Below are 26,295 nucleotides of genomic sequence, written 5' to 3'. Positions count from 1 at the left end.
GAACATGACAAAACACGATAAAGCGATAACCCTCGCTTTCACTGGCGCATCTGGTGCGCCTTACGGACTGCGTTTACTTGAATGCCTACTGGCGGCAGATTATCAGGTTTATTTGCTGATATCGTCGGCAGCTCGAGTGGTGTTGGCGACCGAGCATGAACTTAAGTTACCTGCTGGGCCAGATGCTGCGAAACAAGCTTTAGTTAAGCATTTAGGTTGCGACCCAGAAAAGCTGGTGGTGTGTGGCAAAGATGATTGGTTCTCGCCGGTTGCCTCTGGTTCAGCAGCACCTAAACAGATGGTCGTTTGTCCATGTTCAGCGGGAAGCTTGGCTTCGATTGCTCATGGTCTATCAGATAACCTGATTGAGCGAGCAGCAGACGTAGTCATGAAAGAGCGAGGCCAATTGTTGTTGGTGGTTCGCGAGACGCCATTTTCGACGCTTCATCTCGAGAACATGCACAAACTTTCGACCATGGGCGTAACGATCATGCCTGCAGCTCCGGGTTTTTATCATCAACCCAAGTCAATTGAAGATCTGGTCGACTTTATGGTGGCGCGTATTCTAGATCACCTTGGTATCGAACAAGGTTTAGTGCCACGTTGGGGTTACGATCAACGTAATTGATCCAAACTTGATAGCTTATTGTTAAAAATCAAATTACAATTCTGAACACTCATCGGGGAGCGAACCATTCAAATAATGAATGCGAGCTGAGATCAAGCAGGTGCTTGGGACCCGTAAACCTGAACCAGATAATGCTGGCGTAGGAATTGAGTTAGGAACAACCTCTACCGTTCTCCTCCCTCAAACCTGTGCCGCTCAGACCATGGAGAGCGTCCAGTGAAATTCACATTAACTACCCTTGCTGTTACTACAGCTATTTCTTTTTCTGCCTTTGCTGCAGACAACACTTTGACTGTATACACCTATGACTCTTTTGCTGCGGATTGGGGCCCTCGTCCTGCCGTTGAAAAAGCATTCGAAGAGAAGTGTGGTTGTGATGTGAATTTTGTCGCTCTAGAAGATGGCGTGTCTATTCTGAACCGTTTACGTCTTGAGGGCGGCAACAGCAAAGCCGATATCTTGCTAGGTCTCGACAACAACCTGATGGCTGAAGCGAAAGCGACGGGCTTATTGGCTGAGCATAATGTTGATACGTCATCGGTAACGCTTCCTAATGGTTGGAACGACAGCACTTTTGTACCCTATGACTTTGGCTACTTTGCTTTTGTTTACAATAAAGAGAAACTGGAAAACCCGCCGAAGAGCTTGAAAGAACTGGTTGAGCAGCGTGATGATCTTAAGGTTATCTACCAAGATCCACGTACATCAACGCCAGGCCAAGGCATGATGCTTTGGATGAAATCAGTATACGGTGATGAAGCGACAGCAGCATGGAAGAAGCTTGCTCAGAAAACAGTGACTGTAACCAAAGGCTGGTCTGAAGCTTACTCTATGTTCCTAGAAGGCGAGTCGGATTTAGTGTTGTCTTATACAACGTCTCCGGCTTACCACATTATTGCTGAAAGCGATTCTAAGTATGCAGCAGCAAGCTTCGAAGAAGGGCATTACACTCAAGTGGAAGTGGCCGCTAAGGTTAAAGGCAGCAAGAACGAAAAGCTTGCTGATGAGTTTATGGCGTTTATCCTAAGTGATGAATTCCAATCGGCGATGCCAACAGGCAACTGGATGTACCCAGTGACCGATATTGAGCTTCCAAAAGGGTTCGAGCAACTTACGGTTCCTCAGAAAGCGCTAAGCTTTACGCCCGAAGAAATTGCAGCTAAGCGTAAGCCATGGATTCGTGAATGGCAGAGTGCACTTACTTTTTAATTTGCTTTTAAAAAATTAGCTTTCTAACTTTCTGTATTTAAAGGTTTGTTCGATGTTAACTGAGCGAACCATTTACGGTAAAAAATCAATCTATGATAAAGAAAACACCTAAGGTTGGGATTTGGGTAGCGATACTCATTACCGCCTTCGTGGTTTCAGCAGTTGGGGCATTGCTTAGCAATGCCCCTTCTCTTGATATCAGCCAAGTATGGTCCGATCCCTACTATTGGCATGTAACGAAATTCAGTTTTTATCAGGCGACACTCTCAACGGTGCTGAGTGTTGGCTTTGCTATACCTATTGCTCATGCGCTGTGTCGTAGACAATTTTTTGGACGCGCTTTGTTGTTAAGGCTGTTCGCGTCGACCTTAGTCCTGCCAGTGTTAGTGGGTGTATTTGGCTTACTTGCGATCTATGGCAATAGTGGTTGGTTAGCTAAGTTTTTGGCGAACTTCGATATTGAATTGCCATTTTCCATATACGGATTGAATGGTATTTTGCTGGCGCACGTTTTCTTCAACTTGCCTTATGCCAGTCGCTTACTTCTGCAAGCGTTAGATACCGTGCCTGCCGAGCAACACAAGCTTTGTGCTCACTTGGGTATGAGTCATTGGAACAAATTCAGATGGGTTGAATGGCCTCGCTTAAGACAGCAATTACCACATGTGTGTGGCTTAGTCTTCATGTTGTGTTTTACCAGCTTTGCTACCGTGATGGCGCTAGGCGGTGGACCTAAATCAACCACTATCGAGCTCGCTATTTATCAGGCGATTAAATTCGACTTTGACCTTCAAGCTGGTGCCTTGCTCGCGATATGGCAAATGCTGCTGTGTGGTGTGCTAGCGGTGAGCATTCAACGCCTATCGAAGCCTATTTCAGTGACGGCCAGTCAGTTGTCTGAAGAGAAATATTTGGTTAAGGACAGCTGGTGGTCAAAAGCTTGGGATAGCTTTTGGATCATCATAGTCTCAATGCTGGTATTGCCGCCATTAGCTATGGTTATCGTCAGTGGAATTAACTCGCAGGCATTAACCGTACTCAGCAGCGAGCCGTTTTGGGCGGCGTTAATGACCTCGGTTAAAGTCGCGTCATTAGCAAGTGTTATCGCAGTTGGTATTGGTATCGCCATACTACTGACTAGCCGAGCATGGCGTTTACAGAACAAGAATTTTCGAGCCGATAAAATCGAGCTGATTGGCACTATTATCTTGGTGACTCCGGGGCTGGTGATCAGTACGGGTATCTTCTTATTACTGCGTTCATTCACCGATGTATTCAGTTTAGCTTTCTTTATCGTGATTGCCGTCAACAGCTTAATGGCGCTGCCTTACGTAATTAAAACCCTAGCTCAACCTATGCTGCATTTGTCTCAGCAGTACCAGTATGTGTGTGCAAGCTTGGGTATGACAGGTTTCACGCGTTTTAGGTTAGTGGAGTGGCGAGCATTGCGTAAGCCGATGGCGCAAGCCTTCTCGATTAGCTTTATGTTGGCGATGGGTGACTTAAGCGCGATTGCTTTGTTTGGTAGCCAAGATTTTAGAACTCTGCCTTTGTACCTATTCCAATTGTTAGGCAGCTATCAAATGGAAGCGGCGGCGGTAGTTTCTGTGAGCTTACTGTTACTGAGTGTCGGCAGTTTTAGCTTAATAGAATTCTTATTTACTCGAAGATCTAAGCTCGATGCTAAAGAATTAAGGAACCGATGATGTTAGTGATGAAAGATGTGGATTACCATTATCACAGAGAGTTGTTTAGCTTTGATTTTCAAGCTGAGCAGGGCGATATTGTTGCGCTTATGGGGCCGAGTGGTGCGGGTAAGTCTACACTGTTGGCGCTAGTTGCTGGTTTCATCGAGCCTACATCGGGTGAGATATCAGTGGCTGGGCAGTCGCTTATTGGTAAAGAAGCACATCAGCGTCCGTTGGCGATGTTGTTTCAAGAGCACAACCTGTTTGCTCACCTTACGGTGCGAGAAAATATTGGTTTAGGTCTGCATCCAGGTTTAAAGCTTACTGCAACCCAAAAGCAAGCTGTGGAGCAAGCCGCAGCGCAAGTTGGCGTCGCTGAGTATTTGGATAGGTTGCCTGAGCACTTATCCGGCGGTCAACGCCAGCGTGTTGCGTTAGCGCGTTGTTTTGTCCAACCTCATGATATTTGGCTGCTTGATGAACCTTTCTCTGCGCTTGATCCTTTGCTGCTTGAAGAGATGCTTAGCTTAGTGAAGCGATTAGCGGCAGAGCGAAATATTACGGTCTTGATGGTGACTCACCATTTAGGTGACGCACGCAGTATCGCGAATAAGTTTGTGTTTGTGGCGCTAGGTAAGGTGTTGGTTGAAGACTCGATAGAGGCACTGACGGCGGATCATCCACAGCCAGAGTTAAGCTCATTTGTTAAAGCGGGTGAGTGACGATTCATCACTCTTGTTTAATCTCTCTGATATTGAGTACGTAGAAAACAAAAAGACCTAGCATGCGCTAGGTCTTTTATTGTCTTACAGAATAAAGCGACAAAGATTAGTCTTCTAGCTTTAGCTCTTTTAAGATTTGGAAGATTTCACGAGAAGCCTTTGCTGGCTTGTTCGCTGATTTCTCTTTGTTAGCTTGGCGAGCTAGCTGACGAAGACGCTGACGGTCTGCTTCAGGGTACATGTCCATGACTTCTGAAATGGCAGCATCGCCTTCAGCAACAACGCGATCACGCAGTTGCTCAAGCTTGTGCAGTTCAGCGGTTGCTTGCGAGTGCTTGTTACGTACTTTATCCAAAGCCGCTTGAATTGGCTCAGGATCAACATTGCGCATTACTTTACCAATGTATTGAAGTTGACGGCGCTTCGCTTCATTTTTAAAGCGTTGTGCATCTTTAATCGCTTGTGCCAAATCTTCAGACAGAGGAAACTTGTCTAATACAGAAGGCTTCAGGGAAACAAGTTCTTCCCCCAGTTTTTGTAGCGCTTCCATGTCGGTTTTCATTTCTGTCTTACTTACCCAGATGATTTCTTCTTCTGGTTCCCATGGGGCTTTTTGGTTTTTGCGAGCCATCTTTTCTGCCTATGTCACTATCTCAAACGAATATATTGCCTATTTTAGCAAGAATCTTGGGGAGAAAGCGAAATTCTTGTTATCCTACGTAATATTGACCTACAAAATTAGAATAGATATGGATGTAAAACAGCAAGTCGCCCAGCAAAGAGTTGAGCTAGAAGCCGCAGTAGCAAAAGCGTTGGACATGGCCTCTGTGAGTGCCGACGCCGCTGAAGTTGCTATTACTAAGTCAACGGGTTTAAGTGTTTCAACACGTATGTGTGAAGTGGAAAACGTTGAATTTAATAGTGATGGTGCACTTGGTATTACTGTTTATCGCGGCCAGAAAAAAGGCAGCGCATCTACATCTGACCTGAGTGAGAAGGCTATTGCTCAAACGGTAGCAGCCGCGCTTGATATCGCTCAGTACACATCTGAAGACCCGTTTTCAGGTCCTGCAGCAAAAGAATACATGGTAAAAGAAATTCCAGACTTGGATCTTTTCCACCCTGACGAGCCTAACCCTGACTATGCCGCTGAGATTGCGATTGCAGCTGAGAAGCAAGCGCTCGCTTATAGCGATAAGATCAAACAGAGTGATGGCGCGAGCTACGACAGTCACTACGGTGTTAAGGTTTACGGTAACAGTCATGGCTTACTAGCCAGCTACGCTTCAAGCCGTCATAGCACGAGCTGCTGCGTGATTGGACAAGGCGCTAATGGTGAAATGGAACGTGACTACAGCTACACCGTTGCACGTCACCGTGACGAACTGTGGACGCCTGAGCGTGTAGGTCAGGAAGCTGCAGAAAAGACGATTAGCCGTTTGGATGCGAAAAAGCTACCAACAGGCCAATACCCAATTATGTTCGCTAACGATGTTGCGACAGGTCTTATCGGTCACCTTGTGATGGCGATCAGTGGCGGCAACCTTTACCGTAAGTCATCTTTCTTATTGGATTATTTAGGTCAGAAAATCCTACCTGATTGGTTCAATATCTCTGAGCGTCCTCACATCCTACGTGGTTTGGCTTCAAGCCCATTTGATAGCGAAGGTGTGTTCACTCAAGATCGTGAAATCATCACTGACGGTGTGCTAGCAACTTACCTACTAACGAGCTATGCCGCACGTAAGATGGATATGACGCCAACCGGTCATGCTGGTGGTATTCATAACTGGTTCGTTAAATCGACCGGTCAAAACTTTGAGCAGATGCTAAAAGAGTTGGGTACTGGCTTCCTAGTCACTGAAGTGATGGGCCAAGGCGTAAACACCGTAACGGGTGATTATTCACGTGGCGCTGCGGGTTTCTGGGTTGAAAACGGAGAGATCCAATACCCAGTATCAGAAGTAACAATCGCAGGTAACCTAAAAGACATGTTTACTCAGATTGTTGCGGTTGGTAATGACGTAGAAACACGTTCGCAAATTCAAACGGGTTCTATCTTGCTTGAGTCAATGAAAGTCGCAGGCGAGTAATTCAATTAACACTAATTGATTGAATTAAAAAAGGGAGCCAATGGCTCCCTTTTTGTTTTCTGTATGTCGCCAAAAATTGGCTAGCTGCTTCTGCTAACTAGATCAGTATGGTCGCTAAGCCTAGGAACACCGATAGGCCAATAACATCGGTTACTGTGGTCAGTGCCATACCGCCAGCAAGGGCTGGATCGATATTCATCTTCTTCAACATCACTGGGATAGTTACACCAGCAATACCTGCGACAATCAAGTTGGTCATCATCGCCGCTGAGATGATGCCTCCCAGTATCCAGTTACCTTTCCAAGCCACCACGATACCACCAATGATAACGGCCCATAGAACGCCGTTTAGGAAGCCGATGGCTGCCTCTTTGAGTAGCAGTTCGCGTTTGTTACTGTCACCGATATGACCGAGTGCCAAACCACGAATCACCAGAGCAACGGTTTGGTTACCCGCAACACCCCCCATCGAAGGCACGATAGTCATCAGAACCGCAATCGCTGCCATTTGATCGAGCGTTGCTTCAAACATGTTTGATACAGATGCTGCCGCCAGTGCTGCGAGTACGTTAGCACCAAGCCACACACTACGACGACGAGCAGATTTTACGACCGGTGCGAAGGTATCTTCGTCATCGTCCATACCCGCCATACTCATCATTGAGTGTTCGGCATCTTCACGGATAACATCAACCACGTCATCGATGGTGATACGACCAACAAGGTGCTGGTTACTATCGATGACAGGCGCAGAAACCCAGTTACGACGTTCAAACAGGCTCGCGATATCTGACGCACTGGTTTCTACCGCGATCGCTTCGTCGGCATCATCCATCACTTCTGAAACAGGGACATCAGGTTGAGTCGTTACTAGCGTGGTAAGTGATAGGTTACCGATAAGACGTTCTTCTTCATCAATAACATACAGAGCATCAGTTGCATCCGGCAGTTCGCCACGCATACGCATGTAGCGCAATACAACGTCAACATCGACATCACCACGAATCGTGATTACGTCGGTGTTCATGATCGCACCCGCTGAATCTTCAGGGTACGACAGGGCAGTTTCAACTAATGCACGATCGACGGAGTCCATTTGAGAAAGGACTTCGCGAGAAACATCGTCGGGTAGGCTTCGAAGTACGTACGCGACGTCATCGGTTTCCATACCTTCGGTTGCTTCTGCCAAGGTCTCAGGTGCCATTTTCGACACAAGAGCATCTTTGACGTCTTCGTTTAGTTCATCAAGAATTTCACCGTAGTCTTCAGGATCGGTGAGTTGCCAGAGTACGTCACGACTTTTGCGAGGGGAGGCTTCTAAAAGGTGTGCAATATCTTCAGGCTCCATGTCCTGAAGTTGTCGGCGTACGTGAACAAATCGGCCGTTTTCTAGGGCTTCGCTGACTTCTTGGAGGGTTTGGTGAGCTTGGTCGAATTCTAATTGCTCTGCCATATTTTCCTCCTATCTCATTATTCTTACAATGCTTGGAATAGTAACTTAATTCTAGGGCTTATTTAAATCATAAACTTAGGTAGAACTAAGATTTAATATAGGTTGGTTCACCGTTTGAGTTTGCGGTGTTGTGAGTAAAGCGTCTTAGCTACTCACCCTCATCAAATTTATCTTCGATAAGGTGGCAAACGGCATCAAGTGCTTGTTGTGAATCAGTACCCGAAGCTTGAATCGTGATGTGTTGGCCTTGGGCTGACTCCAGCATCAATAGTCCCATTACGCTGTCTGCGGTGGCACTTTTATCTTCTTCACTATGAATTGTGATAGTGGCATCAAAGCTTTGTGCAAGCTCAACCAACTTTACGGCCGCTCTAGCGTGAAGACCCAAACGGTTTTGGATCAGTACAGTTCGAGTTAATTCCATGGTTAGCCCTGTTGGTGCGTCTCTAAAGAGGCATGTCTGATTTGAACTTGATGACCAAGTTGTTCGAAGTACTCACCAATCTTCTGGGTTAGATAGACCGAGCGGTGCTTACCACCAGTACAACCAATGGCTACCGTTAGGTAACTGCGATTGTTTTTCTCTAACATTGGTAACCACTGTTCAACAAAGCCTTGGATCTGTTGCTTGAGTTCCAGAACTTCTGAGTGTTCTTCTAGAAAGGAGTGAATTGGTGCATCTAGCCCGGTTAGTGGTCGTAGTGCAGGTTCCCAGTGAGGGTTCGGCAAAAAGCGAACATCAAACACGTAGTCGGCATCACTTGGCAAGCCATACTTAAAACCGAAAGATTGAAAGACGATGATCAGCTCTTGCTTCTCTTTGCCTTCAACTTTAAATCGAACCTTTTCACTCAATTCGTAGAGGTTGCAGTCACTGCTGTCGATCACAATGCGGGCGTGCTCTGCGAGAGGTGTCAGAAGTGTCTTCTCTAAATCAATCGCTTGCTCAAGAGAGAGCTTTTCTTGGCCAATTGATAAAGGGTGGATTCTGCGGGTTTCGCTGTAGCGCTTAAGGAGTGTCTGCTTGCTGGCATCGAGGAACAATACATCAACATCGATGTTTGTAGCTGACTCGAGTTGCTCGAGCGTGTCGGTGACTAACTGAGGCTCTTTCGGTAGGTTACGTATATCAATACTTACCGCAACGTTTTGGTTGCTTTCGCGTACCGATTCGACAAAGTTGTTGAGCAGGTTTACTGGTAGATTATCGACACAGTAATACCCCAAGTCTTCTAGGACTCGTAACGCAACACTTTTACCGGCCCCTGATTGGCCACTAACCACGATTAATCGCATGTTATTGCTCGCAAGTTGGCACTTGAATCATGATGTCGTAAAGCTCTTGATCGCTCTGAGCATTACGCAGCTGTTTAAGAGTCTGCTTGTCGTTTAGTCGTTCTGCCATACAAGAAAGGGTTTTTAGATGCTCTTTGCATTGTTCGCTAGGAACAAGCAGGGCAAATAGTAGGTCGACAGGACGATTATCAATCGCATCAAATTCGATAGGATCTTGGCATTGCAGTAATACAGCTATCGCTTTATCACTGACATTCATACGAGCATGGGGAATCGCGATACCATTACCAATACCGGTACTGCCCATCTTCTCACGGCTCAACATACACTCAAATAGCTCTGTTGAATCTTGACCGCAGCTCTCAGCTGCTATCTGGCTGATGAGCTCAAGGGCTCTTTTTTTGCTTGTGCATTGGACTGCACTTTTGGTGCAGTCCAATGAAAGTACTTCGCTTAATTGCATGTTAGTGACTACTTAGCTTTTCTTTGTGCTTGTTGAGTTGGCGGACGAGTTTATCAACCAATGAATCAATCGCGGAATACATGCTTTCATCTGTTGCTGTCGCATGGATTTCCCCCTGATTTATATGCAGGGTAGCTTCTGCGATTTGATTGATTTTCTCAACTTTTAAAACAACCTGAACGCTATTGATATGATCAAAGAAGCGCTCAAGTTTGTCGAATTTGGTGTGAACATAGTCTTGCATTGAATCGGTAAGATCAACGTGATGGCCTTGAATATTGATTTGCATAGACTTTCCTTTTCAGTTGGTTGCCTGATCATAGTTGCTAAGTAACTAGCGACTAAATGAGCTTATAGCAGGCGTTTACGCTGACTCGATGGGGCAATGCCCAGAGACTCACGGTATTTCGCTATGGTACGTCTAGCTACCTGAATTCCTTGGTCAGCCAGTAAAGCAGCAATCTTACTATCACTTAGAGGCTTCGCGGTATTTTCCGCTGCGACAAGCTTCTTGATGAGTGCGCGAATTGCTGTAGATGAACATTCACCGCCATTGTCAGTGCTGACATGGCTTGAGAAAAAGTATTTGAGCTCGAAGATGCCACGTGGCGTATGCATGAATTTTTGAGTCGTCACACGAGAGATCGTGGATTCGTGCATATCAACAGCTAACGCAACATCATTAAGAACCATTGGCTTCATCGCTTCTTCGCCATGTTCGAAGAAATCACGCTGATGTTCAACAATGCATCGCGCAACTTTGAGTAGCGTCTCATTTCGGCTCTCTAGGCTTTTAATTAACCACTTTGCTTCTTGCAAATTTGAGCGGATGTATTGATTGTCGGCGCTGTTGCCTTTACTGCCCAGATCAGCGTACTGCTGATTCACTTTCAACTTAGGCACGCTATCAGGGTTAATGGTCACTAACCATTTGCCAAGGTCTTTGAAGACAGATACATCTGGAACCACATACTCAGTTTCATCCGGAGTAATCTTACTGCCAGGACGAGGGTCCAGCTGTTGAATCAGTTGCAAAACTTCACGTAGTTCTGCTTCTTTCAACTTGGTCTCTTTGATAACCAGTTTGTAATCGCGATTGCCGAGTTGGTCGATATGGCTAGTAAGTACTAACTTAGCTTCGTTAAGCCAAGGCGTATCTTGGGGAAAGGTTGCCAGTTGCAGTAACAAGCAATCTTGCAGGTTGACTGAACCGACACCTAGCGGATCAAACTGCTGAATTCGTTTACGTACCGCTTCAATTTCATCAAGCTCGATCTCTTCATTGTCGAAGTTTTCAAGGATGTCTTCACAAGTTACAGTGAGGTAGCCGTAGTCGTCGATGGCATCGATTAATGCAAAAGCGATGCTTCGGTCGGTGTCAGTGAATGGCGTTAAGTCGAGTTGCCAAAGTAGGTAATCGTGCAGGCTTTGAGTGGTTTCGCCTTGATAAACCGGCATGTCGTCATCAATCGCAATACCCGTGTTACCGGTGTTCGCGCTGTAGACGTCTTCCCAAGTTGTGTCGATTTCTAGTTCGTTGCCAATCTCTGATTTTTCGATTAAGTCTGAGCTATCAGGTAAGTCTTGCTCTGTGGCTTCAACAGTTTCTTTTTCGTCACTGCTAGGTTTTTCTTCCGATGTTGGCGTATCTTCATTGCCTTCTTCGACATCGAGTAGTGGGTTAGATTCAAGTGCTTCTTGAATCTCTTGCTGCAAATCTAAAGTAGACAATTGCAACAAACGAATCGCTTGCTGCAATTGAGGAGTCATTGCTAACTGTTGGCCTAGCTTAAGTTGTAATGAGGGTTTCATTCAGTGTGACTTACCTAGTTATTATTCTTAGAACTCTCGATACTCTCTATATAATCATAGACGGAATTGTTCGCCTAGATAAACTTGTTTAACTTGTTCGTTATTGAGAACATCTTCAGGAGTACCCTCAGCGATCAGGTGTCCTTGGCTTACGATGTAAGCTTTTTCACACACGTCTAATGTTTCACGAACGTTGTGGTCGGTAATCAAAACGCCCAAGCCGCGATCACGCAGGTGAACAATGATTTTTTTGATATCGATTACTGAGATCGGGTCAACACCGGCGAATGGTTCATCCAATAGAATGAACTGCGGGTTTGCTGCTAGTGCACGAGCAATCTCTACACGACGACGCTCACCACCCGACAGAGCCATACCATTGCTGGTGCGGATATGTTGGATGTGGAACTCTTCTAGCAGGTCTTCCAGCTTATCTTGGCGTTGTTCGTTGGTCATTTCATCACGGGTTTGTAAAACCGCCATGATGTTGTTCTCTACGGACAACTTACGGAAAATCGATGCTTCTTGAGGCAGGTAACCGATACCAAGACGAGAGCGGCTGTGCATTGGTAAGATACTGATGTCTCGGTCATCAATGCTGATGGTACCTTCATCACGCGCCACCAAACCAACAATCATATAGAAAGATGTGGTTTTACCTGCACCGTTAGGCCCAAGCAGACCGACGATCTGGCCTGACTCTACCTGTAAGCTTACATCGGTAACAACCTTACGTTTACTGTAGGTTTTCGCTAGGTTTTTTGCTTTAAGAACAGCCATCGTTACTTATTCACTTCCGTTGGTTGTAAAACCGTTGACACTCGTTTGTTTTCACCACTGTCAGCGACTAATTTCTGAGAACCGATCTGGTAAGTGATCTTAGAACCGCGAATGATGCTGCCATCTTGAGATAACATCGCATTCTTAGTCATGATCAGTCGGTCGGCAACAAGCTGGTAGTGCAGGTCGTCAGCTTCACCGTAGAGTGTCTTACCGTCGTCAGTAAGCTGAGAGAAGGTTGCTGGCTTACCGAAGCCTTGAATTTCTTCAATCTCACCGTTTACGGCGTTACGAGTAACAATAACCTTATCGGCATTGATATTGATGCTGCCTTGTTTAAGGTTCACATCACCAAGGAAAGTCACTTGGTTACTTTTCATATCCAATTGCTGGCTGTCTGAGTCAATGTAGACAGGTTGCTCACTATCCGAAGACAGAGCATAGACATTAGGTGCCGCAAGGGTCAAAGCGAATAAACTAAGGTGTAAGAGTTTCATATCTACCTTGAACAGAATTAAAGAGGATTGCATTGTTGGTACCGAAGTTACCTTTCATTGCTTGTCCCTCAGTTTCAAAAAATGTACCGATCATATGGACCGGAGTCTCTGAATAAAAATCTCGGCTAGGCAGCTCAACAACCATTTTATCTGTGGTCATTGTATCGAAGCTGGCTTCTGGCAACAGGTTCTTTGCCACGACGTTGTCATAAAACGTGACAACTTGATTCTCATCCATAATCGCGCGATCAGCGGTGACTTGCCATTCAATCGTGTGCCCTTCACGGAATACCGAAAGAACTGGGTTTTGAAAGTGCGTATCGCCAACTACTGAGTAGTGTTCTAAATACGTCGATTCAACCTGATAGCTGCGAATACCGCTTTCGTCGTAGCTAATGTTGTTCAGGCTTTTGCCACTAAACGCGGGCAGCTCCAAATTTGGAGCCACTTGTATCGTTGATGTTTGCTCTTTGTCGTACAAGTAATAGGTCGACCAAGAGGCAATAAATATGAGTATTAAATAGATAATACGATTAAAACTCATATGCTTAAACCTTTATGCACGTCGAGTTCATTTCTTGCTTGTAAAATAAGGTCACAGACTTCACGTACCGCGCCATGACCGCCGTTAATGGTTGTCACGTAGTTTGCACGCTTTGCAAGTAGCGGGTGCCCATCTGCCACACAGACCTTCAAGCCAACTTTTTCCATTACAGGCCAGTCAATCAGATCGTCTCCGATGTAACCTGTATTTTCAGGGTTTACAGAAAGCTTATCGCAAATATCTTGGTATGCCTTAACTTTATCGTCTTGACCTTGATAAATCAGCTTAATGCCTAGAGCGGTCATACGATTCTCAACAATTTGAGATTTGCGACCCGTGATGATCGCGATTTCAATGCCTGCGTTCATCAGTGATTTGATACCGTAACCGTCACGAGTGTGGAAGGTTTTCAGCTCTTCACCGTTGTTGCCCATGTAGATGCGACCATCAGAGAAGACACCATCGACATCGCAAATCAGCAGTTTGATCTCTTTTGCAATTGCAAATACATCTGAATTAACAGTGCCGTATAGAGTTTCGACTGTCTGTGTCATTACATTACTCCTGCTTTCAGTAAGTCATGCATGTTTAACGCTCCGACTAATTTACCTTCTTGGCATAACATCAGGCCATTGATGCTCTTCGCTTGCATCAAGTTTAAGCCCTCAACCGCGAGCATGTTTGGCTCGGCTACCGTCGGGTTTAGCGTCATCACATCACCGATCTGCGTGTTATGGATATCAACGCGTTTGTCTAAGATACGGCGTAAATCACCATCGGTAAAAATACCGGCCATTTGGCCATCTTCACCAACGATTGCTGTCATGCCTAAGCCTTTCTGAGATATCTCTAGTAGAGCGTCTCTTACTAGTGCGTCGGGTGCTACAACAGGAAGTGAATCGCCTGTGTGCATGATGTCGTCGAGCTTCAACAGCAGCTGACGACCTAAAGCGCCACCAGGATGAGACAGGGCAAAGTCTTGAGCGGTGAAGCCTCGAGCCTGCAAAAGTGCAACGGCTAATGCATCACCCATGACCAAGGTCGCCGTGGTGCTTGTTGTTGGTGCTAAGCCCAGCGGACAAGCTTCTTCCGGTACTGAAATTTGTAAATGGATATCAGACAGGGTTGCCATGTTTGATGCTGGCTTGCCTGTCATGCTGATGATCTTGATGCTCAGACGCTTTAACACAGGAAATAGGCTGAGGATTTCTCCCGATTCGCCGGAGTTGGATATTGCAATCACAATATCACCAGGTTCGATCATGCCTAAGTCGCCATGCGCCGCTTCGCCTGGGTGAACAAAGAAAGCCGATGTCCCGGTACTTGCCAATGTTGCTGCGATTTTGTTGCCAATGTGGCCTGATTTACCCATGCCCATCACAACGACTTTGCCTTTGTTGTTCAGGATAAGGTCGCAAGCTTTACAAAAATCATCATTAAAATATTGGTCTAATTGAGTGAGACCTGCAACTTCGGTTTCCAAAACTTGTTTTGCAACGCTGCGGTAATCAAATGGCTGAGACATCAAATACTCCAAGTACGGGAAGTTAAATCAACAATTAAGCCGACATGTTCATTAATAGGTAACTTTGGTAGGCCACGAACGTCACAATTAACACGCCGCCTTCAATACGATTCACACTACGAGATTTTCCTAGTGCCATCACAACAAGTAGTAGCGATACGCCTAGCATTACCCAGAAGTCACGACCCATAGCGAACTCGCTCAAGATCGAAGGGTTTAGGATGCCCGGGATACCCATAACAGCAAGGATGTTGAATACGTTTGAACCAATGATATTACCTACAGCCATATCATCTTCACCCTTCATAACGCCGGCTAGTGATGCTGCAAGTTCAGGAAGGCTAGTACCAACAGCAATGATGGTTAAACCAATGACAAGGTCGCTCATGCCGAAGAACTTCGCAATGATCACAGCGTTATCTACCAGCATATCAGCAGCTAAAGGTAGGACGATTAGACCAATCACGACCCACATTGCAGCCTTAGGGTTACTTACGCCTTCAGGGATCTCTGATTCTTGCTCATCAAGGAAAGCATCGCCGTTCTTTTTCTCGCTGCGGCTGATTTGCAACATAGCAAACAAAAACGCGGCAAAAAGAACAAACAACAACACGCCTTCATAGAAGCCTAAATGGTTATCCCACAATAGGGCGCCCGCTAGCAGAGTGACACCGATCATTAATGGTAGTTCACGACGAATCACGCCTGAGCTAATCGATAACGGCTTGATAAGGGCTGTAATACCTAAAATCAGCGCGATGTTGGCGATGTTAGAGCCCAGTACGTTGCCTACAGCTGTATCTGTTTTGCCATCAAGGGCTGCTGTCGCAGAAACCATCATTTCAGGAGCCGAAGACCCCATTGCTAAGATCGTCATACCGATAACTAGTGGTGAAATACCGAAGTTGCGAGCAAGAGCAGCGGCACCGTAAACCAGCTTATCTGCACTCCACACCAAAAAACCTAGACCGATAATAAGAAACGCAATCGCTTCAAGCATGATGATTCCTAAAAAATTAATAAAAACGGAGAATTAACCGCTAATTTTGACCTGTTGCTAGATAAAAGGGAAGTCACTCGGCAAATTAATTACCAGTTAGCAGGCAAGAAAGAGAGCTCAATAGATAATTTCCTAATGCTTTCAAATCCCTGCATAGATTCCTGTTTAATATGAATTAATTGAACAGTGCTTTTAATTCTAAAGTAGACTCATTATTATTGCAGCCATAATTGGCGTTTTTTAAAGCAAGGAAACAACAAAAATATGTTGAACACTGAGCTTGTGAAAGTTAAGAACCTCAGCTTCTCACGTGGTGAGCGCGTTATCTTTGATGACATCAGTTTAGAGGTGCCTCAAGGCAAGATAACCGCAATCATGGGGCCGTCTGGGATTGGCAAAACGACTTTACTGCGTTTGATTGGTGGGCAACTGCCGCCAGATGAAGGCGAAATTTGGTTTGATGGCGACAATGTCCCTGCATTATCACGTCGAAAGCTGTATCAAGCACGTAAGAAAATGAGCATGCTATTTCAATCGGGTGCGCTTTTTACGGATCTCAATGTCTTTGATAATGTGGCGTTTCCGCTGCGAGAGCACACTGAACTTAATGAAAAATTCATTCGTACCATCGTATTACTTAAGCTTGAAGCGGTAGGATTACGTGGTGCTGCGCAATTGATGCCGAGTGAGTTGTCTGGCGGAATGGCTAGGCGTGCCGCACTGGCGCGCGCAATCGCACTGGATCCAGAACTTATCATGTACGATGAGCCGTTTGTTGGCCAAGATCCCATCACCATGGGCGTATTGGTTGAATTGATACGAAATCTCAATCAAGCCTTGGGCTTAACCTCGATTGTTGTTTCTCACGATGTGCCAGAGGTGATGAGTATTGCTGATTGGGTTTACCTCATGGCAGATAGCAAGATTATTGCCGCTGGAACACCTGATGAGTTGTACAACAATAGCGATCCGAGAGTGCAGCAATTTTTGCAAGGCGAAGCCGATGGTCCAGTACCATTTAGATTCCCTGCGAAGAGCTTAGAAAAGGATTTGTTTTAATATGATTGTTAAAACTATTGCGGGTGTCGGTAAGCGTACACTTGCGAGCTGTGAGTCATTTGGTCGAGCAAGCCTGATGTTATTTGGGGCTTTGTTTGGCATCCCGCGACTAAAAAACTTCCCCTTATTAGTAAAACAACTTTATAGCGTTGGCGTTCAGTCATTGGCTATTATTTTAGTTTCGGGTCTGTTTATCGGCATGGTGCTCAGCCTGCAGGGCTATGTCGTGTTAATTGACTACGGCGCTGAGGGAAACCTTGGTCAAATGGTCGCGCTTTCACTGTTGCGTGAGTTGGGGCCTGTGGTGACTGCGTTATTATTTGCAGGTCGAGCCGGTTCAGCACTCACGGCAGAGATTGGGTTAATGAAGGCAACAGAGCAGATCTCAAGCCTTGAGATGATGGCCGTTGACCCTCTTAAACGCATTATTGCACCACGTCTTTGGGCCGGGCTTATCTCAATGCCATTGCTTGCTATGATTTTTATGGCGGTAGGTATTTGGGGCGGTCAACTGGTTGGTGTTGATTGGAAAGGCATTGATCACGGCAGTTTCTGGTCTGCGATGCAGTCTTCAGTAGAACTTGGCCGAGATATTGGTAACAGCATGATCAAATGTATGGTCTTCGCTATCACCGTAACTTGGATCGCACTTTTCAATGGTTATGACGCAGTACCGACTTCAGAAGGTATCAGTCAGGCAACCACACGCACTGTAGTGCACTCTTCTCTAGCGGTACTAGGGCTAGATTTTGTTCTTACCGCATTGATGTTTGGGAATTAATCATGCAACAAACTCGAAAATTAGAATTATGGGTCGGCACCTTTGTTATTGCCGGAATTTGCGCAATCTTAATCATGATCTTTCAAGTCGCTGACGTAAAAGGCATAGGTTCGAACCATACTTACAATCTAAAAGCGACCTTTGACAACATTGGCAGCCTAAAAGTTCGTTCTCCAGTGAAAGTGGGTGGCGTCGTTGTTGGACGAGTTAAAAGCATTGAGCTTGATACCGAGAGCTACCTTCCTGTCGTTGAACTGTCTATTGACGGGAAGTACTCACAATTTCCAGATACCTCTAGTGCTCAAATTTTAACATCTGGCTTAATTGGTGAGCAGTACATTAGTCTGGTTCCAGGCTTCATTTTTGATGATGAAGAGATGTTGGTCGATGGTGATTCAATTGAAGACACTAAGTCAGCATTGGTACTAGAAGATTTGATTGGCCAAGTGCTGTATAGCGTTGGTGGTTCTAATGACAGCGAAGCTAAGGAATAAGATAATGTTGAAAACTATTAGTTATTTAAAAGCTATTGGTTACTTGAAATCAATGTTTATGGCGGCAATGGCGTTGCTTATTTCTACCCAAGCCTTTGCTGCAGAATCGATTGACCGTACTCAGCCTTACCAGATGATGACTCAAGTTGCCGAAGTGGCATTTGAGCGTTTGAAGAGTGAACAAGACAACATCCACCAAGATCCAGAGTTATTGAAGGTCATCGTGGAAGAAGAGTTGATGCCTTATGTGAATGCACAATATGCAGCTCTTAAGTTACTTGGACCAAACTTGAAAGGCGCGGATAGAAAAGACGTGGGCGTGTTTATCGATTCATTCCGTAAATACCTTGTTTCTTCTTATGCCCAAGTGCTGACTCAATACACAGATCAGACGATTGAATTTGGTCCAGAACCAAAAATCAAAGCGGATAGCCGCATTACCAGTATCAAGGTCGACATCATCGATACGCCGCGACCAAACATTAAGCTTGAATTTAAGCTTCGCAAAGACAAGAAATCTGGCGAGTGGAAAGCATTTGATATGGTTGCCGAAGGTATTAGCTTGTTGTCGAGCAAGCAATCGGAGTGGAATACTAAGATTCGTCAAGAAGGCATCTTACAAGTTGCAGACGAACTAGAGAAATTAGCCGCACAACCGATTCGTTTTGAGAGTAACAAATAATGAGCCATTCTCAATGGCAAGCACTAAGCTCTAAAGAGTATCAACTGTTCGGTGATTTAGACCGAGACAGTGTCCCTGCAATCTGGCGTATATTGGAAAAGTGGCAAACGACGGAATCGAGCGTTGAAATTGACCTTAGCCATATAAATCGAGTCGATTCAGCAGGAATGGTGATGCTAATTCACTTATTAGAGCATGCAAAAAATCAAAACTGTCATATAATGCTCAGTTTCGTGCCAGAACAATTACGAACGTTGTTCCAATTGAGCAATATCCAGCCAATGATGGCAGAACACATAAAAAATTAGGCAGGAGCTATTTGTGGACAGCACAAAAGTACAAGAATTATTAGCAGAAGCACTGAACCTTCAGGAAATTTTCGTGAAAGGGGAAGGCAGTCATTACGAAGTTGTTGCGGTTGATCCATGTTTTGACGGCATGAATCGAGTTAAGAAGCAGCAACTAATCTACGGCCCACTAATGGAATACATTCAACGCAATGACATCCATGCTCTTTCTATTAAGGCTTTCACGCCGGAAGAGTGGGAACGTGATAAGAAACTGATGTCACTTTAAGGTTTATGATGGAAAAGTTTCGAGTTATTGGATCGGATAAGCCGCTAAGCGGTGAAGTGACGATCTCAGGCGCAAAAAATGCAGCGCTACCTATCTTATTTGCTTCAATTCTTGCTGAAGAGCCAGTGGAAGTAAGTAACGTTCCTCACCTACGTGACATCGATACTACGATGGAACTGCTTAAGCGTTTAGGCGCAAAAGTATCGCGTAATGGTAGTGTTCATGTTGATGGCAGCGAAATTAATGAATTTTGTGCGCCTTACGATTTAGTGAAAACAATGCGTGCTTCTATCTGGGCTTTAGGTCCTCTAGTCGCTCGTTTTGGTGAAGGCCAAGTGTCACTTCCAGGCGGTTGTGCAATTGGTGCTCGACCTGTTGATCTGCATATCCACGGCCTAGAGCAACTAGGTGCGACCATTAAGTTGGAAGATGGTTATGTGAAAGCAAGTGTTGATGGCCGTCTGAAAGGCGCGCACATCGTGATGGATAAAGTAAGTGTGGGTGCCACCATTACTATCATGTGTTCAGCAACGCTAGCGGAAGGAACAACAGTACTCGATAACTCAGCGCGTGAGCCTGAGATTGTTGATACGGCTGACTTCCTAAACAAACTGGGTGCTAAAATTTCTGGCGCAGGTACAGATACGATTACTATCGAAGGCGTTGAACGTCTTGGTGGTGGCCAACACTCTGTGGTTGCTGACCGTATTGAAACAGGTACTTTCCTGGTTGCTGCTGCTGTTTCTGGCGGTAAAGTGGTTTGTCGCAACACCAACGCTCATCTTCTTGAAGCTGCCTTAGCGAAGCTTGAAGAAGCGGGTGCGAAGGTTGAAACGGGCGAAGACTGGATCAGTCTTGATATGACGGGTCGTGAACTGAAAGCGGTGAAAATCGTAACGGCACCTCACCCTGGTTTCCCAACCGACATGCAAGCACAGTTTACTCTGCTTAACATGATGGCGAAGGGCAGTGGTGTTATCACTGAGACTATCTTTGAAAACCGTTTTATGCACATTCCTGAGTTACAGCGAATGGGTGCAAAAGCGGAAATCGAAGGTAACACGGCTATCTGTGGTGAAACGGAAAAACTGAGCGGCGCTCAAGTAATGGCAACGGACCTTCGCGCATCTGCGAGCCTTGTTATTGCTGGCTGTATTGCTCAAGGTGAAACCATCGTTGACCGTATTTATCACATCGATCGTGGCTACGATAAGATTGAAGATAAATTGTCAGCCTTAGGCGCAAACATTACACGATTTAGTGAGTCGAACTAACCTAGGTTAGTGGATTCATGAATCAGTAAGATGAAAACATAAAAGTCGGAACCTTGGTTTCGGCTTTTTTATAGTTGTATTTACCGCGAGTAAATCTATTGCTCATTTTTGCGCGAATAGATGAATCAACTTGGCGGTCGGTGAGGAACAAAATGATAGCAATATTACGTATTTTCGCAGTGGCGATATTTGCGATTCTTATGTTTGTATTTGGTTGTGGTTACTGCCTATTAAGTCCACGCAACCCGAAACACGTATTTACCTTTGGCCGTTATTTCGGTCGCATGTCGAAGATCTTCGGCATGAAGTTAGAGCTTCGCATCCCAGAAGATGCCTACTCTCGCGGCCAACATGTTTATGTGGCGAACCACCAAAACAGCTGGGATCTATTCACGATTTCATCAGCGGTAACGCCAAAAGTGGTAACTGTTGGTAAGAAAAGCCTAGTGTGGATGCCTCTATTTGGTCAGCTTTACTGGTTGACGGGTAACATCCTAATTGACCGTGCTAACCGTAGCAAAGCGGTAGGTACGATTGATCAGGTCGTGACGAGTCTAAAAGAGAGCGATGTTTCAGTTTGGATGTTCCCTGAAGGCACTCGTTCTCGTGGCCGTGGTCTGCTGCCATTCAAAACAGGTGCATTCCATGCTGCGATTGGTGCTGGCTTGCCTATCATCCCTATCGTGTGTAGCTCAACCGGTGGCGTGAAGCTAAACCGTTGGAACAATGGTCACGTGATTGTTGAAATGCTGCCACCAATCAGCACTGAAGGCTACGACAAGTCTAATGTTCGTGAACTGGCTAACCTAGCTCGTGAGCAGATGGCTGCGAAACTTGAAGAGTTAGACAAAGAAGTGGTTGAGCTTAATAAAAAGTAATTATCTAAGCGAAACGATGAACAATAAAAAAGGTTGCCAACGGGGCAACCTTTTTTTGTATCTAATAAACACCCAGTATTACGCTAAGTCGTTTATTAGAAGGTGTTTAATCTAAAGATTAAAACCTATTTGCGAACCGCAATAGCTTCGATCTCGATACCTACATCTTTTGGCAGACGAGCTACTTCAACACATGAACGTGCAGGGTAGTTTGCAACGCCGTGCTCATCGAAGAATTTACCGTAAACTTCGTTTACTGTGCCGAAGTCGTTTAGGTCTTTAACGAATACCGTTAGTTTTACGATGTCTTTTACAGTCAGGCCTGAAGCTTCAACAACCGCTTGAACGTTGTCTAGAGATTGGCGAGCTTGCTCTGCGATATCAGCAGATACTTCACCAGTTGCTGGATTTACTGGGATTTGACCAGAAGTCAGTACCATGTTGCCAAGGTCAACGCCTTGTACGTATGGGCCGATTGCAGCTGGAGCAGATTCTGTGTGAAGTACTTTAGTCATTGGTTTATTCCATCAGTTATTAGATAAAAATCAATTTTCAGTGTGCCTTCAAACTTTGGATAGGTAAAGCGCAAAATACCCCGCACAGGCGAGGTATTTGATAGTTTTTACATTCGGTCTTCTTTGCAGTATGACGTTATCTTTCTGTCACGATCTCGCGAGAGAAGACTTTTTCGCAATACTTACACTTCAATCGAATATCTTCTTTCTTTTCAAAGATCTTAAAGCTGCTTTCAACCGGTTCATTGTGAGTAATACAGTTAGTATTTGGACACTCGAACACATCGTTGATTTGCTCAGGAAGTTCTAGTGGTAGCTTCTTAACTACTTCGTAATCTTCGATTTGATTCACTGTTGCATGAGGCGCATAAAGTGCCAGCTTGCTCGCCTGTTCTTCTGTGATAAACACATTCTCAATCTTGAGCAGGTCTTTTCCGCCCAGTGCAGAAGACGGTAGATTCAGGCCAATCGTCACGCGCTGATGAGAGTTGTGCATGTCGAACAGTTTTAGCACCTTGATCCCGATATTGGCTGGGATATGGTCGATAACAGTACCGTTTCTGATTGCTTCAACTTTTAATTGAGTCTCTTTAGACATGATATCTCTCCTCTACAGCGTTTCGTTAAGAACAAGGGCTAGCAATGCTTCACGGGCGTAAACACCATTCTCTGCTTGCTGGAAGTAGTAAGCGTAAGGTGTTTTATCGACATCGACAGTAATTTCATCAACGCGAGGAAGAGGGTGCAGAACCTTCAGGTTATCGCGTGCATTTTCCAGCATCGAAGCGGTCAGGATGTATGCGGATTTTATGTGCGCGTATTCTGACTCATCGAAGCGCTCTTTTTGAACTCGAGTCATGTACAAGACATCGAGCTCAGGAATCACATCTTCCATGTCCGTCAATAGTTGGTACTTGATGCCCGCTTCATCAAGCTCTTCGCAAATGTAGTCTGGCATCGCTAGAGCTTCTGGAGCCACGAAGTAGAAACAGATGTTGTCGAACTTCGCTAGTGCTTGAGTCAATGAGTGAACCGTACGGCCGTACTTAAGGTCACCAACGAATGCAACGTTTAGGTTGTCGAGGCGGCCTTGTGTCTCAGCGATAGAGAATAGGTCTAGTAACGTTTGTGTTGGGTGTTGGTTTGCGCCGTCACCTGCGTTAATAACAGGTACACCGTTTGAGAACTCAGAAGCCAGACGCGCTGCGCCTTCTTGAGGGTGACGCATCACGTAAGCGTCAACGTATGAAGAGATAACCTGTACCGAGTCCGCTAGCGTTTCGCCTTTCTTTGCCAAAGAAGTGTTACCACCACTGTCGAAACCAATCACATCACCACCGATGCGTTGAATCGCAGTTTCAAAAGAGAGACGAGTTCGTGTAGAAGGTTCGAAGAAGCAGCTGGCAACAACTTTGTTCTTGATGAGTTCTGGGTTTGGTTCAGCCTTTAGCTGACCTGCCGTTTGAACAATTAATTCTAGCTCTTCACGAGAAAGCTCTGGAATTGAGATGATGTGCTTTTGATAGAGCGAGTTCGCCATGATCTTCTTCCCCACAATAATGTATTGGCCATAAAAAAGCCCCCCATAATGGGAGGCTTTAAAAAAGTGCTGAAAAGCAGAATAGACGGCCTGGTAAGCATCTTAGCTTACGAGCAATATTTGGTGTTTTCACAATATTACTATGTGTTTTCACAATATCATTATGTTTTATCACAACATTGCTTGGCGTCATTTTCACTACTCTCAGACAAATTGCCGAGAATTATACGCTTTCAATTTGTGAGCGCAAGCGATTACATCACGCTTTTGTTTACTTTCAGTATTCGCTATTGACCCAGTGTCGCAACCATTACCGCTTTGATGGTATGCATGCGATTCTCAGCTTCATCAAACACAATTGAGTAATCCGATTCAAAGACTTCATCAGTAACTTCTAAACCGTTCATTCCATACTTATCTGCGACTTGCTGGCCGATCACGGTTTCATTGTTATGGAAAGCGGGTAGGCAGTGCATGAATTTCACTTGAGGATTGCCAGTGAGCTTAATGACATCCATATTCACTTGGTATGGTCTCATTACCGCTACACGTTCGTCCCAAGCTTCAGGGGCCTCGCCCATTGAAACCCAAACATCGGTATAAAGGAAATCACAGCCTTGAACACCTTCAGCAACGTCTTCTGTCAGCGTGATGTTGGCACCTGTGCTTTGCGCGATAGCTTGGCACTCTTCAACAAGCTGCTCTTCTGGCCAGAATGCTTTAGGCGCGACAAGGCGAATATCCATGCCCATCTTCGCGGCTCCGACTAACAGAGAGTTACCCATGTTATTGCGTGCATCGCCTAGATAAGCAAAGCTGATTTGGTGTAGATGCTTCCCGCGGCCATGCTCAAGCATAGTGAGGAAATCAGCCAAGATCTGAGTAGGGTGGAACTCATCGGTTAAGCCATTCCAAACCGGCACGCCCGCATAAGCGCCTAAGTCTTCAACGATACTCTGACCAAAGCCACGATACTCGATGCCATCGTACATGCGTCCCAATACACGCGCCGTATCTTTCATTGATTCTTTTTGACCAATCTGAGAACCAGAAGGGCCAAGGTAAGAGACTTGAGCACCTTGATCAAAGGCGGCCACTTCAAACGCACATCGTGTTCGAGTTGATGCTTTCTCGAAGATCAAAGCAATGTTTTTGCCGTTGAGTTTCTTCTGCTCAGTGCCTGCATACTTAGCTTTTTTTAGGTCAGCAGACAGGTCGAGTAAAAACTGAATCTCTTTAGGAGTAAAGTCGAGAAGTTTTAGAAAGTTACGATTGCGAAGATTAAAGGCCATCTCTCGCTCCTTGCGTATATAGAATCAATGAAGAACTTAGTTAAACATAAAAATGCTATATTTGTGAATATTTATTTTATTAATTTGATAAAAAAGGCTAGTAAATGAATACTGGCCTAGATAAGACTATTGAGTCTGTTTAACTGAGCTCTTTGACTTAGATACCGTCTCTTTCGATAGGGCAACTCATACAGCGCGCGCCGCCACGACCACGGCCTAGCTCGTTGCCAGGAATCGTTAGAACTTCGATACCCGCTTTGTCGTATTTCTCATTGGTGTAAACATTACGCTCATAACCAATCACTGTACCAGGTTTCACTGTCAGTACGTTGTTAGCGTCATTCCACTGTTCACGCTCAGCTTCGTAGTTATCACCGCCGGTAGTGATGATCTTCAGTTGATCAAGGCCTAGTGCGCCTTCAATCGCTGACAGGTAGTTTTCAGCTTTCTCGACACGCATTTCGCCGTTTTCTTTTGGCGTTAAGCGCCAAGTGTCGAGGTCTTTACGAACGATCTCTGGATAGACAGAGAACGTGTCGATATCCATGTGTGTCATCACCGTATCAAGGTGCATACAAGAGCGGTGTTTTGGTAGATCGATCGCAATCACTTCGCTCGCTTGGCCTGATCTAAATAGGCTAGCCGCTAGGTTTTCGACACCTTGTGGTTTCGTACGCTCTGAAATACCAACCAGTACCGCACCTTTACCGATAACCAGTACGTCACCGCCTTCAATGTTAGCGTTGTCGTAGTGAAGGTCTTCGTCACCAAAGTACTTAATGAAATCTTGGCCTGCGAACACTGGGTGCCAGCGGTAGATAGCACGCAGGTGGTTCGTTTCACGTTGACGTGCAGGCTTCATCATTGGGTTAAGCGATACACCACCGTAAACCCAGCAAGAAGTATCTCGCGTAAATAGGTGGTTAGGCAGTGGCTCGATAACGAAATCGAGTGGTCGATGCATTTTAGGCAGCATCGATGATGATTTGATAGGAAGCTCAGAGTAGGCCAAGCCACCGAGTAAGATCGTTGCTAGATGCTCATTATCCATTTGAGCAAGGTAGTTTCTTAAGTCACGGGCGAAAGTCGGCCCATAACGGAAATCTGAGATTTGAGTATTCAGCAACCACTCACGAGCCTGAGATACGGCAAGCGTTTCTACTAGCAGGTCATGCAGCAGTAGTACTTCTACGTCTTGGCTGCGCAGCGTTTCTGCAAAGGCATCATGTTCTTCACCAGCGGCTTCAACGGCAAGTACATCATCAAATAGAAGATCATGACAGTTTGAAGGGGTGAGGTGGGTGAGTGCTCTTTCAGGTCTATTTAGGAGAACTCGTCTCAATTGACCGACTTCGGAGCCAACGTACAGCTTACTCATTTTGCATCCTTACTATTAATCCAGCGTCTATTTATGACAAGCTTGTCCGTAATATGCAAGTTTTGTAGATTGAGTTAATACAAGGTATTTGGGTAATAATTGGTCATAAAACCTGT

At 45.3% G+C, this 26,295-nt stretch carries 31 protein-coding genes and 1 riboswitch; of the genes, 13 read left to right on the top strand and 18 right to left on the bottom strand.

What is annotated here, in order from left to right; genetic code table 11:
- The first annotated feature begins 4 nt into the window (after positions 1-4).
- From AB4493_RS13825 to thiQ, 4 genes are all read left to right on the top strand, one after another.
- Positions 5-628: a flavin prenyltransferase UbiX gene (locus tag AB4493_RS13825; protein WP_016787846.1), complete on the top strand. Its 624-nt coding sequence runs from the start codon at positions 5-7 to the stop codon at positions 626-628.
- A 43-nt stretch (positions 629-671) separates the two neighbouring features.
- Positions 672-791: riboswitch (TPP riboswitch) on the top strand.
- A 53-nt stretch (positions 792-844) separates the two neighbouring features.
- A complete protein-coding gene (thiB, locus tag AB4493_RS13820) occupies positions 845-1,837 on the top strand; it encodes a thiamine ABC transporter substrate binding subunit (protein ID WP_017058906.1) in 993 nt (330 codons plus the stop codon).
- Between the two features lie 92 nt (positions 1,838-1,929).
- Positions 1,930-3,543 carry a thiamine/thiamine pyrophosphate ABC transporter permease ThiP gene (thiP, locus tag AB4493_RS13815; RefSeq protein ID WP_017058907.1) on the top strand — a complete coding sequence of 538 codons (1,614 nt, stop codon included), beginning with the start codon at positions 1,930-1,932 and terminating at the stop codon, positions 3,541-3,543.
- Positions 3,543-4,247, top strand: coding sequence for a thiamine ABC transporter ATP-binding protein (thiQ, locus tag AB4493_RS13810; RefSeq protein WP_171733235.1), 705 nt, complete (start codon positions 3,543-3,545; stop codon positions 4,245-4,247). The genes thiP and thiQ overlap by 1 nt, the downstream gene beginning before the upstream one ends.
- A 106-nt stretch (positions 4,248-4,353) precedes the next feature.
- Here the strand turns inward: thiQ and yjgA are convergent, their stop codons facing one another.
- Positions 4,354-4,878, bottom strand: a complete 525-nt coding sequence (gene yjgA, locus AB4493_RS13805) for a ribosome biogenesis factor YjgA (protein ID WP_017069408.1) — start codon at positions 4,876-4,878, stop codon at positions 4,354-4,356.
- A 118-nt stretch (positions 4,879-4,996) separates the two neighbouring features.
- Between yjgA and pmbA the strand changes: the two genes are divergently transcribed.
- Positions 4,997-6,340 carry a metalloprotease PmbA gene (gene pmbA, locus AB4493_RS13800; RefSeq protein ID WP_372155196.1) on the top strand — a complete coding sequence of 448 codons (1,344 nt, stop codon included), beginning with the start codon at positions 4,997-4,999 and terminating at the stop codon, positions 6,338-6,340.
- Positions 6,341-6,437: 97 nt separating this feature from the next.
- On the opposite strand, the gene mgtE is transcribed toward pmbA, so the two are convergent.
- From mgtE to AB4493_RS13740, 12 genes are all read right to left on the bottom strand, one after another.
- Positions 6,438-7,793: a magnesium transporter gene (gene mgtE, locus AB4493_RS13795; protein WP_017058911.1), complete on the bottom strand. Its 1,356-nt coding sequence runs from the start codon at positions 7,791-7,793 to the stop codon at positions 6,438-6,440.
- Between the two features lie 148 nt (positions 7,794-7,941).
- A complete protein-coding gene (locus tag AB4493_RS13790) occupies positions 7,942-8,217 on the bottom strand; it encodes an HPr family phosphocarrier protein (protein WP_008220439.1) in 276 nt (91 codons plus the stop codon).
- A 2-nt stretch (positions 8,218-8,219) separates the two neighbouring features.
- Positions 8,220-9,089 (bottom strand): RNase adapter RapZ, encoded by an 870-nt coding sequence (gene rapZ, locus AB4493_RS13785; protein WP_371725136.1) that lies wholly within the window; start codon positions 9,087-9,089, stop codon positions 8,220-8,222.
- 1 nt (position 9,090) lies between these two features.
- On the bottom strand, positions 9,091-9,552 hold the full coding sequence (gene ptsN / locus AB4493_RS13780; RefSeq protein ID WP_004738707.1) for a PTS IIA-like nitrogen regulatory protein PtsN: 462 nt from the start codon (positions 9,550-9,552) through the stop codon (positions 9,091-9,093).
- Position 9,553: 1 nt separating this feature from the next.
- Positions 9,554-9,841: a ribosome hibernation promoting factor gene (gene hpf, locus AB4493_RS13775; RefSeq protein ID WP_372155194.1), complete on the bottom strand. Its 288-nt coding sequence runs from the start codon at positions 9,839-9,841 to the stop codon at positions 9,554-9,556.
- A 62-nt stretch (positions 9,842-9,903) separates the two neighbouring features.
- Positions 9,904-11,364, bottom strand: a complete 1,461-nt coding sequence (locus AB4493_RS13770; RefSeq protein WP_017058913.1) for an RNA polymerase factor sigma-54 — start codon at positions 11,362-11,364, stop codon at positions 9,904-9,906.
- A gap of 54 nt (positions 11,365-11,418) precedes the next feature.
- Positions 11,419-12,144 carry an LPS export ABC transporter ATP-binding protein gene (gene lptB, locus AB4493_RS13765; protein WP_004735304.1) on the bottom strand — a complete coding sequence of 242 codons (726 nt, stop codon included), beginning with the start codon at positions 12,142-12,144 and terminating at the stop codon, positions 11,419-11,421.
- 2 nt (positions 12,145-12,146) lie between these two features.
- The gene (gene lptA / locus AB4493_RS13760) at positions 12,147-12,641 is read right to left on the bottom strand and encodes a lipopolysaccharide transport periplasmic protein LptA (RefSeq protein ID WP_017058914.1); all 495 of its coding nucleotides are present in this window, start codon (positions 12,639-12,641) and stop codon (positions 12,147-12,149) included.
- Positions 12,622-13,185: an LPS export ABC transporter periplasmic protein LptC gene (gene lptC / locus AB4493_RS13755; RefSeq protein ID WP_372155193.1), complete on the bottom strand. Its 564-nt coding sequence runs from the start codon at positions 13,183-13,185 to the stop codon at positions 12,622-12,624. The genes lptA and lptC overlap by 20 nt, the downstream gene beginning before the upstream one ends.
- Positions 13,182-13,739: a 3-deoxy-manno-octulosonate-8-phosphatase KdsC gene (gene kdsC / locus AB4493_RS13750; protein WP_017058916.1), complete on the bottom strand. Its 558-nt coding sequence runs from the start codon at positions 13,737-13,739 to the stop codon at positions 13,182-13,184. Before kdsC ends, lptC begins: the two co-directional genes overlap by 4 nt.
- Positions 13,739-14,710 (bottom strand): arabinose-5-phosphate isomerase KdsD, encoded by a 972-nt coding sequence (gene kdsD, locus AB4493_RS13745; RefSeq protein ID WP_017058917.1) that lies wholly within the window; start codon positions 14,708-14,710, stop codon positions 13,739-13,741. The genes kdsC and kdsD overlap by 1 nt, the downstream gene beginning before the upstream one ends.
- 34 nt (positions 14,711-14,744) lie before the next feature.
- Positions 14,745-15,710, bottom strand: coding sequence for a calcium/sodium antiporter (locus AB4493_RS13740; RefSeq protein ID WP_017063737.1), 966 nt, complete (start codon positions 15,708-15,710; stop codon positions 14,745-14,747).
- Between the two features lie 264 nt (positions 15,711-15,974).
- Between AB4493_RS13740 and mlaF the strand changes: the two genes are divergently transcribed.
- The 8 genes from mlaF (at position 15,975) to AB4493_RS13700 (ending at position 21,454) form a co-directional block, all read left to right on the top strand.
- On the top strand, positions 15,975-16,769 hold the full coding sequence (gene mlaF / locus AB4493_RS13735) for a phospholipid ABC transporter ATP-binding protein MlaF (protein WP_171733232.1): 795 nt from the start codon (positions 15,975-15,977) through the stop codon (positions 16,767-16,769).
- 1 nt (position 16,770) lies between these two features.
- Positions 16,771-17,550 (top strand): lipid asymmetry maintenance ABC transporter permease subunit MlaE, encoded by a 780-nt coding sequence (gene mlaE, locus AB4493_RS13730; RefSeq protein WP_017058920.1) that lies wholly within the window; start codon positions 16,771-16,773, stop codon positions 17,548-17,550.
- Between the two features lie 2 nt (positions 17,551-17,552).
- On the top strand, positions 17,553-18,044 hold the full coding sequence (gene mlaD / locus AB4493_RS13725; protein WP_017058921.1) for an outer membrane lipid asymmetry maintenance protein MlaD: 492 nt from the start codon (positions 17,553-17,555) through the stop codon (positions 18,042-18,044).
- Positions 18,045-18,096: 52 nt separating this feature from the next.
- Positions 18,097-18,726 (top strand): phospholipid-binding protein MlaC, encoded by a 630-nt coding sequence (locus AB4493_RS13720; RefSeq protein ID WP_120459707.1) that lies wholly within the window; start codon positions 18,097-18,099, stop codon positions 18,724-18,726.
- Complete coding sequence (locus AB4493_RS13715; protein WP_017058923.1) at positions 18,726-19,034, top strand: lipid asymmetry maintenance protein MlaB; 309 nt, start codon at positions 18,726-18,728, stop codon at positions 19,032-19,034. Before AB4493_RS13720 ends, AB4493_RS13715 begins: the two co-directional genes overlap by 1 nt.
- A 13-nt stretch (positions 19,035-19,047) precedes the next feature.
- Entirely contained in the window at positions 19,048-19,302 is a 255-nt protein-coding gene (gene ibaG / locus AB4493_RS13710; protein WP_017058924.1) for a BolA family iron metabolism protein IbaG, read from the top strand.
- 8 nt (positions 19,303-19,310) lie between these two features.
- Complete coding sequence (gene murA, locus AB4493_RS13705) at positions 19,311-20,576, top strand: UDP-N-acetylglucosamine 1-carboxyvinyltransferase (RefSeq protein ID WP_372155191.1); 1,266 nt, start codon at positions 19,311-19,313, stop codon at positions 20,574-20,576.
- A 152-nt stretch (positions 20,577-20,728) separates the two neighbouring features.
- Positions 20,729-21,454 carry a 1-acylglycerol-3-phosphate O-acyltransferase gene (locus AB4493_RS13700; protein ID WP_017058926.1) on the top strand — a complete coding sequence of 242 codons (726 nt, stop codon included), beginning with the start codon at positions 20,729-20,731 and terminating at the stop codon, positions 21,452-21,454.
- A gap of 125 nt (positions 21,455-21,579) precedes the next feature.
- On the opposite strand, the gene AB4493_RS13695 is transcribed toward AB4493_RS13700, so the two are convergent.
- The 5 genes from AB4493_RS13695 to arcA all read right to left on the bottom strand — a co-directional run bounded on the left by AB4493_RS13695 (position 21,580) and on the right by arcA (position 26,179).
- Positions 21,580-21,969: a RidA family protein gene (locus AB4493_RS13695; protein WP_004735319.1), complete on the bottom strand. Its 390-nt coding sequence runs from the start codon at positions 21,967-21,969 to the stop codon at positions 21,580-21,582.
- 136 nt (positions 21,970-22,105) lie between these two features.
- Entirely contained in the window at positions 22,106-22,567 is a 462-nt protein-coding gene (gene pyrI / locus AB4493_RS13690; protein WP_017058927.1) for an aspartate carbamoyltransferase regulatory subunit, read from the bottom strand.
- Positions 22,568-22,579: 12 nt separating this feature from the next.
- On the bottom strand, positions 22,580-23,509 hold the full coding sequence (gene pyrB, locus AB4493_RS13685) for an aspartate carbamoyltransferase (RefSeq protein WP_012604860.1): 930 nt from the start codon (positions 23,507-23,509) through the stop codon (positions 22,580-22,582).
- 287 nt (positions 23,510-23,796) lie between these two features.
- Complete coding sequence (locus AB4493_RS13680) at positions 23,797-24,801, bottom strand: ornithine carbamoyltransferase (protein WP_017058928.1); 1,005 nt, start codon at positions 24,799-24,801, stop codon at positions 23,797-23,799.
- 157 nt (positions 24,802-24,958) lie between these two features.
- A complete protein-coding gene (arcA, locus tag AB4493_RS13675; RefSeq protein WP_017069412.1) occupies positions 24,959-26,179 on the bottom strand; it encodes an arginine deiminase in 1,221 nt (406 codons plus the stop codon).
- Positions 26,180-26,295: the final 116 nt, after the last annotated feature.

Origin of the sequence: Vibrio sp. 10N.222.55.A1 (assembly GCF_041473835.1) — a bacterium.
GTDB classification, from domain to species: Bacteria; Pseudomonadota; Gammaproteobacteria; order Enterobacterales; family Vibrionaceae; genus Vibrio; species Vibrio crassostreae_C.
Note: the sequence above shows the minus strand (reverse complement) of the source record. Positions and strands in the feature narration are given on the sequence as shown.